The organism is Bacillus cereus group sp. BfR-BA-01310 (assembly GCF_022664325.1).
GTDB classification, from domain to species: Bacteria; Bacillota; Bacilli; order Bacillales; family Bacillaceae_G; genus Bacillus_A; species Bacillus_A paramycoides.
In genome coordinates this window covers 83,104-95,090 of the sequence record NZ_JAKUHD010000012.1, presented here as the reverse complement: position 1 = coordinate 95,090, position 11,987 = coordinate 83,104, and the positions used below count along the sequence as shown (strand labels likewise).

Genomic DNA, 11,987 nt, shown 5'->3' with positions numbered 1-11,987 from the left:
TTTAAAATAAGAAAAGACACTATATTAGTGCCTTTTTCAAGCTTTACATTTATTATATTTTATAGTGCGTGAGAGAACATAAATCAATGATTTTCTCCCCTAATCTCCTTTTATGTGAATTGAAAATAAGTTACTTTTTACATTCTAATCGTCACAAACAATTAATTTATTGTAGTGAAAATATTATACATAGAAATCAAACACTTGCTATAGCTGACAATCTATGAATACAGGAAATAAACTCATTAACAAATGTATCAATCTCTTCTTTCGTAATAATATATGGCGGAAGTAAACGAATGATATTCCCTTGCGTAACATCAACTAACATCCCTCTATCCAATAACGCTAACTGTAATTTCTTTACGTTTTCATTCGTATCATTCATACTAATTCCAAACATCATTCCAGAGTGACGTACTTCCTTAATGAGATACGAATTTTCTTTCTGAATTTCTTGAAGTTTGTCATTTAAGTATAGTGACGTTTCATAAGCTTCTTGCATTAAACCCTCATCAATTAATGTTTTTAATACCGTTAATCCTAAAGCCGTTCCCATAGATGAATGAGCAAATGTTGTTCCATGATCTCCTGGAGAAAATACATTACATAACTTTTCACCTACAATGATTCCTCCTAGCGGTATCCCGCCTCCTGCTCCTTTACCAAATTGAATAATGTCTGGTGTAATATTGAAGTTTTGATACGCAAATAGTTTTCCAGTTCTGCCCATACCACTTTGTACTTCATCGACAATAAGAAGTACATTATATTTATCACACAGATGTTGAACGCCGTTTAAATATTCACTTGATAAAGGATATATCCCGCCACTTCCTAATACAGGCTCTAGCATAATTGCAATTGGATTTTCATTAATAATCGTTCTTTCTAGTTCTTCTAAATTTTCTCGTTCCACTTCATATACAGGAATGGATGTTTTCGGGAAGTTTTGATATATACTTTCTTGTCTTGTAAAATGAAGTGCGCCTAATGTTCTCCCGTGAAAACTACCTTTCAATACAACTACTCCGTCACGTTCTTCGTTTGTAATAGATCTATATTTATCAATTAATTTCAATGTTGTTTCTGTCGCTTCAGTACCTGAGTTTGAGTAGAAGACCTTACCATTTTGCAAAGTGTAGTCAACTAATTTCTTTGCATATTCAATCGCAACTGGATTTAAAAAATGGAATGGAAGATGCAAGCATTTCGTAACTTGTTCTAATGTAGTCTGCACAATGTTTGGATGATTGTAGCCTAATAAATTCACACCCACGCCAGAAAATAGATCTAAATATTCTTTCCCGTTCACATCATACAGTTTACAGCCTTCTCCTCTTTCTATCGCAACCTCCGTACGACAATACGTAGGCATAATATATTCTTTATCTAATTGAAACCAATCCGTCATGATAAATTCCTCCTAGCTATTTTTCCCGTTTTTAATGTTCATTATCTATAAAGTCATTTTCAAATTAATTTTTAAGATTGAAATTTTAATAGTGGTTTTCTTCCACCTTTTTAATAAAACGTTTTATTTCTCTTCCCGATATTCATTTTTCCATAATTTCTTCTATTTCAACAGGTCCACTGCATGTGCGTTTTTTTCATCTAGCGGTATGTTACTAATTTGAACTTCGTATGTAATACATAATCGAGGCTAAAGAATCATATTTAGTAACAATCAACGAAAAAATTTTGGAGGCTATATCGATGAATGAAAAATATGATAAACAGAGGCAATCTTTATTTGGAGAAGACTTTAATAGCGATCGAGAACTTAATGAACCAGCTAAACTTCACTCTCAAACAGTTGGTTCACGTGGACCTGTTTTAAAGCAAGATATTGTACTGCACGAGGCGTTACAAGAATTTATTCATGAAAAAATTTTAGAAAGACCTGTTCATGCAAAAGGATTTGGTGCATTCGGTTATTTTCAAACGATATATCCAATGTCTGAACATACAAAACTAAGCTTTTTACAAAATTCAAATGAGAAAGTTCCTGTTATGGTGCGGTTTTCGTTAGCTGTTAGTACGAAAGGAACACCTGATACTTCTAGAAATGTACGCGGTTTTGCTACAAAATTTTATACAAAAGAAGGCGTATTTGATCTTTTATGTAATCATCTTCCTGTCTTTTCTGTTCGAGATCCGATGCGTTTCCCTGAAACTATTAAAGCGTTGTTGCCTTCACCTAAAAATAACTTAATAGACCCTGATAGATTTTGGAGTTTTGTCGCTAGAGCACCCGAATCCATTCATTTTGTTGTCCGTTTATACTCTGATGCTGGTACGGCAAAAAGTCTTCGCCACATCCCAGGACATAGTGTAAATACATATGTTTGGAGAAATGCTCAAGGTTATCGAAAGTACGTAAAGTATCATTGGTATCCATTTGAAGGTGTACAATTCATTAATAGTGAGGAAGCAAATAAACTAGCTGCCGAAAATCCTGATTATAGCGGGAAAGATTTATACGATGCAATTGAGGCTGGTAAACCAGTGGAATATGGTTTATATGTCCAGCTCATGGATCCAAAAGATGAAGCACACCTTTCTTATGACCCTTTAGACGATACAAAAGTATGGGATGAAAAGGAGTATCCTCTTATGCCAGTAGGCAAAATGGTATTAAATAAAAATCCTGAAAATTATATGGAACAAGTAGAAAAAGTCGCCTTCGCCCCTACTAATTTACTAGACGGTGCAGAACTATCAGATGATAAAATGCTGCAAGGCCGTGCTAACATTTATAGTGATTCTCAAAGAAGAAGAATTGGACCCGAATTTCGTAAAATAGCAATTAACCAACAGCAAGATTGGACACCTGCTAATCAAATTACAAGTGGTGACGGAAGATACGTTGAAGGAAAGCTTGAAAGAACTTCTATAACTAAGCAAAATGACTTTGCACAGGCTGGTGAGTTTTATGAGAAGTTAACACAAATAGAGAAAGAACATCTTGCTGAAAATTTAGCTAGTGATTTGAAAGTTATATCCGATGATATTAGAAAGGTAGTTATGGGGTATTTCAATAAGGTATCAACTGATTTGGCAAAAAGAATAGAGATAGAAATGAAGAAGCATTAAGAAGATTAAAATGGTCATTTTAATGGTGAAACGTGATTTTCATTTTATAAGACTGTTTAACTTACAGGTTATTCACTCCATTCTTTGTATGAATCTATTGATGAACTACTATAGCGAGATGAATTTATATGTAAAATGATTTCAGTAGATTTAACCATGAAGATGCTTTATGGACGAGAATTTTAATCCGTATGAGTTTCTTTCTTGTCAAAATCCAATGCAATTGTTTAAGTATAAAATTTAAAACCAGTATAACCCCGTTCTTAATACGGGGTTATACTGGCTTTACATACTTTCTTACACTAAAAAATACAATACAAAAATCGTTTAAGTATAAGTGTTATTGTAAAAACCACACCTGTAATTGAAAATATCCATTTTCAGTAAATCACATTTAATTTAACAAGAACTTTAATTCAAAAGCACCTACATCATTTCTACACAATAAATATCCATATAATATACAAGTTTTTACTGATTTTTGTTAATAATTAATATTTCAGTAGATTTTTTTCAATATCAGCCGATTTTTCTAACAAAGAAATTTTAATTTCTTCATTATTAAATTATTTTACTTCTACTGTATAATTCCCTGTTCCACCGCCATATTTATATACACTTAAGTAATATTTCCCAGGCTTCGCATTATAATTTCCAAGCAATTTGTTTCCATCACGTTTTGTTGCATAAGTTACATAATTATCTAGATCTGATTCAGAATATAACACCCAGTTCAGTCCAAGGTTTTGTTCGTTCGTAACTGTAATTTGTAAATCTTTTGGATCCTTTACATCGATAACAAATCGGTCAACTTGATCTTGATCACTTAAGTTTCCTCTTAATAACGTGTTCAAAGATAATGGATTTGCTGTATCAAATGAATTATTCGGTTCTTTTTCTACAGCAGTACCTTCTTCCGTATTTACTCCACTAAATACAACATCATATTCAAATTGTCCAGCATCATTGACACGGTAATTTACAAAATAAGCAGTCAAAGTTTTGTATCCACTCCACTCTTTTTCTGAGAGATGTTTCAACATATCATTCGTTGCTTGATTCATCACTTTCCTGTCCTCAATTTCTCCTTTTGCTGCACTTCCTGTATATGTTCCCTGTAGTGTGAATGTATTAAAGAATTGTGATTTATTCTTCGTTACCTTCACATTTTTTAACTTTGCTTCATTGGTGATATCTGACGCAACATCTGAAAGCGGTTTTGGAGCATGCTGTGCTAAATACTCATCTGATACTTGTGGAATTGTATACTTATCACGATTATCAATAAGCATTTGCATATAAGATTGATATTCTTCATTTAATTTATTATCTTTGCTTAATGTAGAACGGTACGTGTCGTAACCTGGAACATCATTTGCACGAATTAAATCATGCACTTTATCAAACATTTCTGGACGGTTATTATACATATAAGATTGTAATGCAAACGAATAGTTATAAAAATCCCACGTTCCATATTTTGCATTTAATGTTTGTGCTGCTGTATAACGTTTCGCAGGATCATAAGACAATCCACCAATTATGCTTTTTCGCGGTACTACGCTGTCTAATCGCGTTGAACCTGCAAAAAACTCCGCATTCCCTTCTTCAAACCATGTTAAACGTTCATTCTGATACATTTCCCCTTGGCCCCATAATCCCGGAACCTCGTATCTTCCCTGTAAATAGTGTGTAAATTCATGACGGAACAATTCTTCCAAACTATAAATACTTTGCTGTGGTGTACGTTCATATGTAAAGAACGTTCCACTTCCTTCAATGTAAATCCCACCATTATTCGTTTCATAACCATACAATTGACGGTTAAATTGATATTCTTCTGGACTATTATAAATAACCATTGTTAACACATCATCAGCATGTCCACTTTCAAGTGGTTTATCACTACCAACTGTACGATAAAATTGAGAACGTACTTCTTTTGCCGCCCAGTACAGACGTTTAATTTTCTCTTCGCTAACTTTATCCCCAGCTTTAAAGACAATTGCTCCATCATCAAACGTATACGTTTTCGGTAAATATTTCTTTTTTCCATCTTCTCGAATTTGATCTAAATTTATAGTTTTTCCGTTCGCATCTACTCCGCCGTAATTTGTAGTAATTTGTTCTGCCGCAACAAAATATTGCTCCCCTAAATATGGATAAATTCGCATTGCATCTGTAACAACTTGCTGTCCTTTTGTTGGCGTACTATGAAGCTTGCCCAATCGGCCAGCGTAGTAAATTCCGTTATTAATTAACCATCCGTTTTTATCTGTTACAGTACCATTTAGCGCAAAACGACTAATTTCATTAATAAAACCATCGATGTTTCGATACCACATCGTATCTTTTGCTTCTTTTCCCGTATTATACATATACGCCTGAATGTCATAATCAATTCCTTTCATCAACTCATATACAGCATTTCCTTTTGTATAGTCTTCAATGAAAGTTGCCACATTATCGTTATATTGTTTGAAGATTTCACCTGCATATTGAACAACCTCAGCATCAGCGGATGCGTTTCCAATCAGCATTCCATAAGATGAAATAACTTGGTTTTGTGCCGGTGTACCGAGTTTAAAATTTGGATTCTTTGCAATTGTCTTTAAAGCTGGTAAACATTTATCATGATAACTACGCTCATTTAGTTTGCTTAATTCATCATGGTAAAAACCTAAATAAAATGCCGCACGTAGAGTTTCTACTAATGTTTCAATCCCTTTTGAATCATCTTTCGTATAAGCTTGTCCTTGTTCTGCTAGTTTATCAATTATCGCTTGCATGCGACTATCATCTTGATAGAACTTAAGACTATCACTATTAAACTGAAATAATTCCGGAATTTGATACCATTTAATCGTCACAAGAAGATCAGTTAATTGTTTGTTGCTTAATTGATTTAATTCGGCCATCGAATATTTTTTCTCTTCAGCTAACTGTTTTTCATTCTCATTTGGTGCTAGCGGACGCTGCGATAAATCCGCTAACTTTAACCGTTTTGTAAAAGATGCATTTTCTTGTACTTTCGAAGAGTGTGCCAACTCATCAACGGATTTCTGTATTCCTACCGGCTCCATTTGTAATACGTTCTTCACATTTTTTTCTTTTGTCTCTGCTTGAATTTGCAAACCATTACATGATATTGTCACTAGTCCAACACCAAGAATCAGCTTAGAAATTTTCGAATATTTAACCATACCGCTACCCCCTAATAATTTAAAAGAAAATTCTGAATTTTAAAAGCGAAACATTCTTATTTGTATGTATTTACAGTTCCGCTATAAATACAAGTAAGATCAATGATGCAATAGTAGTTTGTTTTTTACTATTACTAATACAAATTTCTTAAATGTAATCCTCCTTCCTTAAATTTAATACTAGCAAAAACTGTGCCAATAATATTTCTCTGAATATCAAACATTCTTTTATTAATACTGTAGAATAAAATATACACAAACGGTTCAGCAATGTATAAATCTTTTGACACAAACTCCTCTTTTTACGATGAAAAGAGGAGTTGAATATTATAATTGCATTAGCCAGCAAATCCTTTTCACCAAACACCATTCCGAATTTTAAACCCATTCAAAAAAAGGTAAATAAGCATATTACATAAGACTAATATGTTTACTTACCTTTCCCTATTTTATATAGACAACAAGCTATCAGTGGATAGAAACAACATTAATTAGTATTTGGTTACATCATTTTATATTTTGATATTCATTTCTCTTTTTCAGATAACCCTTTTCACATTGTAACGGTTTGTATTCCACTATTTTCCCTTGCTTCTTTTTCGTTTCGGTAACAACCCATTCCCCTTTTTCAAGTTTTAGGCGTTTCATAACATTTGTATCGTCTATTTCTTTATACAGTAAAAATGCTTCAAGTGCCTTCACAAACAACCTAGGCTCTCCTCTATATCCGCCATTAGCAAAAACTTTAGTTAACGAATTATAATAAGAATCATTTTCCCGTCCACCATACATTAAGTGCGCAGCTTCTAAATCTTTTTTACTTACTTCCATAAATCCACCTTCATCAATATTTATTTCGAAAGTAGATTTGATGTCCTTCATTATATTTTTCACATACTTTTCATCACGAATTTTCCTTTCCTCCATACAATCCGAAGACAGCCTTGGTGCATCTGTTTGAGAATGCACTACTTGTTGTATAGATACACATAAAATAAATACACTTAAAACATACAGTAGTTTTTTCATATTTAAGTATCACCTCAAATAATTTAGATACTATATTATTTGTTTTTGAGGAGATTCTATTCTTAAGCTGTAAATATAAATCCCCTATAAAATTGATTTTTATAGGGGATTTATATTTAACATTTAATCGGTGAAGCAATTACTTCTCTATTCTTTACATCATATAAACCTATTGGTGTCACTCTAATGAAAGGTAGATGAGTCGCTGAAAAGAATAGTATTGTGAAAGCTGGATCGTTATAAGAATAACCTCGTTCTTGTAATAATTTCACCATCATTTTCTCTTTATGTATTAATGCGCTCATTTCTAAGTCTGACATAATACCTAATAAAGGCAATGAAATTTCATGTAAAACTTCATTCCTTTCAGTTAGTACCATTCCACCGCCGAGTTCTTTTACTCTATTAAAGGCGCCTAACATATCTTCTTTACTCTTTCCAATTAGAATAATATCCCCTGTACCAGAATATGAGCTTGCAAAACCGCCTAATCGATTCGCAAAACCTTTCACAACTGTATTCACTCGCCAAGTACCATCACGAGCAATCATCATAAAAAAACATTCATCATGTTCAAAAGAAAGTTCCTCACAGTATAATTCGATTTCACTAACATATGGCTTTGTAATAACGTCGTTTAATAATTTTATGCCCGTTGCACCAGTGAAAATCATATCTTCTTTCTGTAAACACCAGTCTAATTGTAATGGAGCTACTTGGAATTTATCCCATTGTACACTTACTGATTCATTTTTGTTTATTCCTTCACGCTTCACCCATTTCCCTTTTGCAATTACACTAATTGGAGTTGGATTTTCTTTGCTTTCCAATATATTAATGTTTGCAATTCTTCCTGTTGCAATCGTACCGTGTAAATGCTCCATATTATAGTAACGAGCAATGTTATAGCTTGCCATATTATAAGCATCAATTATTGGGATTCCTTGTTTTATCGCGGTAGAAATCATCACATTTGTCATACCATTTTCATAAAATGACGGATGTGAACCGTCAGTTGTTAAAATGAATCTATCAAATTGTCTAACACCTAATTTCAGTAATTCTTTCAGTAAAACTTCTAAATCTGGGCGGATCGAAGAATTTCTAAGAGAAACGGTGTAGCCTTGCATAAGACGTGTTAACGCTTCCTGCCCTGTCATCGCTTCATGATCGCAATCGGTACCTAGTAACTTTAATTTCGCTAACGTAGTTTCAGATGACCCCGGAAAATGGCCTTCTATTTTCTTCTGTAGCCGTTTCGTTTCCTGTATCCAATTTAACATTTCATCATCGCCATTTAATAGTTTTGGCCACGCTGTTAACTCACCGCCTTGAAGAACGTCTTCATGGTTAAGCCATTGCATTATTTCTTCACTATTAAACAACGATTGATCATTTTGCAGCTCGGTCTGTCCATCGAAACGACACCACCAATACATACTTGCTGGAATCTTTTTGAATTCATCTAACAAACGAAACGCTATTTCACGTTGTAATGTGAAAAATAGAGTTAAATTATCATTAATTAAAGTTGTTGTACCAAATTGCATCGCATGATTTGCTAAAGTCTCTGGGGTATATAATTGGTATGGATGTGCATGTGGTTCTATATAACCGGGAACTAAATACTTCCCTTCGCAATCTATAACTTCACAATCATTTAATTGTTGCGGCAACTTTTCTCCCACATATACTATTCGATCATCATAAATCCAAACGTTCGCTATCGTCCATTCACGTATGTACGGATTTAAATATGTTGCATTCTTTAATAAAATGTGCAGACTTCTTGTGCCATCTATCACTTCAACATGCTCTCGTAATTGTTTATTACTCCATCTTAATTGATTTTGTCCCAATGTATTCAACTCCAACTCAATATACTATTATTTTGTGTTAAACATTTAAACAGATTAGAATAAAACAAGAAATACTTAACCGACTAAAGTAATATCCATTATCGACTTAGCTCCCCTATATATTAGTTTCATCTCTCTATACTCTTATTATATGGAACAGTAATAACAATAACAATTCTCAGTATTCTCACTTATCTGCACATTAGAATCCTAGTAAGTTTAATATATAATTTTAACTATTTACAATAAAAAACTTGCCATTTTGATTAATAGCAAGTTTTTTGAAAGTAATAACTAATATATTTAATAAAGAATTTTAGTTATTCATTATGAGCAGAATAATAAAGAATCGAGAATTACCTTAACTCAAAAGATACATTTTTTTATCTATTTACCAAATTCAATTTGCATCATTTTATTAAACTGCGTACCAATATCAATCCCACCTAAAGAGTTAGCATTGACAGCCAATGTATGTTTCCCTCCAATTATTCCCCCAGCAAAAGTAGTAAATCCAGGAATCCCCCCTGTATGGCCCCAAACTGAAACACCGTTTGGAAGCTTTGTCTCATAGATTCCAAGACCATATCCGTCGCGAATATCTTCCCTTCCTGTAGGAACTGTAGTAAGCATTTCTTTTAGCTCGCGTTCCTTCAGTAACTTACCACCGAGCAGAGATGAAAAGAACTTATTTAAATCGTCAGCATTAGAAATCATATCTCCGGCTGAACTAGCTATACTTGGATTATAATACGTTACGTCTTTCAACTCACTTGTTTCATCATTTTTCACATACCCTCGAGCATGATTACTTCCTGAAATAACGGTTGAATTCCCTGGTAAAAACGTGTTTGACAAGTCCAAAGGTTCAATAATTCGCTTTTCAATTTCTTCCGCATAACTATTTCCAGTTACTTTTTCAATAAGCATTCCCAATATTACGTATCCTGTATTTGAATACGACCATCCCTTACCTGGCGAAAAATCTGGAGGCAGGGAAAGCCCAATCTTCACTATTTCTTCAGCTGTATACGATTTTTTTGTATTCATTATATCAGCGTCTTTTGACTTTAAGTATTCAGCTATACCACTTGTATGATTCAAAAGTTGACGTACCGTAATTTGTTTCCCATCATACCCATTTCCTTGGATGAGACCCGGTAGCCACTTTTCAATTGGATCATCAAGATGTACGCGGTTTTCTCCTACTAATTGAAGAACAGTCGTAGCAGTAAAACTTTTTGTCACACTACCAATCCGAAAGCAATAATCCGATTTCATTGGTTTCTTCGTGCTCAAATCCGCCACTCCAGCAGTATAACTACTAGTTTTTCCGTTCTTAGACGCCTTAGCTAATATCCCTGGAGTTCCGAGTTGTACTGTTTCCTGCATTACTCGTTTCCAACCATTATGATTTTTTTGATCATTTGATTGTGACGAACTAGATACATTTTGAACAGACTCTGCTTTCACAGTAAATCCCGGTGTAAGTAAAGTAGTACCTGCTAATAAAACTGCCAAACTTGCTAACTTAATTAAATTACATTTTTTCATAAGGCGCTCTCTCCTCTATTAATATCGTATTAATGATTCATTCGTACAACTCTTTTCTTCACTAAAAATATAATGCCTCTATTTTAAGTACCAATAATTTCGTTCCTAACAACCTGTAACTCTCACTTTTTGATATACATGTTGTGCCAAAAAATCACTACTATTTCTTGCAATACTCCATTATCTAATTGATTATTTAAGTTAATTTCTTCTCCCTTCACATCAAGTTATACTTTAATCCTATATGATAAATCTCTCTTTTTTCTTATCCATTCCTTACAAAATGCTTACGTTCAAATTTTGATATGATAAGCTGAGAAAGAGTTATGTATGAAAATAAAAAGAGAACATAACAAAAGTTATATTCTCTTTTTATTTTCATATCGTAAACACTCAATTGGATCTAATTTAGCCATCTTATTCGCTGCCAGTATATCAAATACAATACCGATAAACTTAGATATCCCAAATGAAATTCCCCTATAAAAAGTAAGGCTGGATATTTAAATATCCACCTTCCCATCCCTCTCTATCCACCGCATAGTCTTTTCTAGATCTAACTCCGTATACATCTTTTCACCATATCGTACAGACTCATATATCGGAATAATGTCTCCCGTTCTACAAATTCTCCTTAACCATTGTTGCATCGTTTCATAGGACTTTCGCTGTTCGTGAAATGGTAAAGTTCTCTCCCATTCAATTAATCTTTTCCTTATTGTATCTGTAGGCAGTGGTTGCTCTGACTGATGAATGACTTTTTCATTCTTTACGGTTCTTACCGAATTCTCTTTTGTTCCCGATTGTTTCTCCTGCTCTATTTCTGTTTTCATCAACCTTTTCCTAATAGATTTGTAAAGGGAATATATAATTAGCACCGCGATAATTACATAAAAAGCTATAGTAATCCATGAATTTGAGAGCGCAGAAAATACGTCCCCCCATGAACTTTTCCGTTCAAAAACTGGAAATTTTCTATTCGTTTTCGTTCTTATACCTGTATCTCCTTTTTCTTCATCCATAAATCTTGCAGAATCATCAAACTGTTCGTCTTTACTAGTATCGTTATAAATTTTTTCCGGTTTAGTCTCACTAAAAAAACGCTCTTTTACTATGTCCTGTACATGCACAACACCTTGTGATAACGTTATCGTACTAATCGCAAAGAAGAGTATTAATAAGGCTCTTACACTCCAAAACTTCACTTTCATATGGCGCTTTTTATTAAACATGACATAAGCCCCTT

General features: G+C 33.5%; 7 protein-coding genes. 1 reads left to right on the top strand and 6 read right to left on the bottom strand.

Features of this window, described 5'->3' with window-relative positions:
* Positions 1-196 precede the first annotated feature (196 nt).
* On the bottom strand, positions 197-1,414 hold the full coding sequence (locus MR109_RS20805; protein WP_242273737.1) for an aspartate aminotransferase family protein: 1,218 nt from the start codon (positions 1,412-1,414) through the stop codon (positions 197-199).
* 302 nt (positions 1,415-1,716) lie between these two features.
* Here MR109_RS20805 and MR109_RS20800 point away from each other — a divergent pair, with 302 nt between their 5' ends.
* Positions 1,717-3,096 carry a catalase gene (locus MR109_RS20800; protein ID WP_242273735.1) on the top strand — a complete coding sequence of 460 codons (1,380 nt, stop codon included), beginning with the start codon at positions 1,717-1,719 and terminating at the stop codon, positions 3,094-3,096.
* A 566-nt stretch (positions 3,097-3,662) separates the two neighbouring features.
* On the opposite strand, the gene colA is transcribed toward MR109_RS20800, so the two are convergent.
* From colA to MR109_RS20775, 5 genes are all read right to left on the bottom strand, one after another.
* Positions 3,663-6,299, bottom strand: coding sequence for a collagenase ColA (gene colA, locus MR109_RS20795; RefSeq protein ID WP_242273734.1), 2,637 nt, complete (start codon positions 6,297-6,299; stop codon positions 3,663-3,665).
* A gap of 507 nt (positions 6,300-6,806) precedes the next feature.
* On the bottom strand, positions 6,807-7,328 hold the full coding sequence (locus MR109_RS20790; protein ID WP_242273733.1) for a hypothetical protein: 522 nt from the start codon (positions 7,326-7,328) through the stop codon (positions 6,807-6,809).
* 116 nt (positions 7,329-7,444) lie between these two features.
* Complete coding sequence (locus tag MR109_RS20785) at positions 7,445-9,187, bottom strand: adenine deaminase C-terminal domain-containing protein (RefSeq protein WP_242273731.1); 1,743 nt, start codon at positions 9,185-9,187, stop codon at positions 7,445-7,447.
* 387 nt (positions 9,188-9,574) lie between these two features.
* Complete coding sequence (locus MR109_RS20780) at positions 9,575-10,741, bottom strand: serine hydrolase domain-containing protein (protein WP_242273729.1); 1,167 nt, start codon at positions 10,739-10,741, stop codon at positions 9,575-9,577.
* A gap of 503 nt (positions 10,742-11,244) precedes the next feature.
* A complete protein-coding gene (locus MR109_RS20775) occupies positions 11,245-11,973 on the bottom strand; it encodes a signal peptidase II (RefSeq protein WP_242273728.1) in 729 nt (242 codons plus the stop codon).
* Positions 11,974-11,987: the final 14 nt, after the last annotated feature.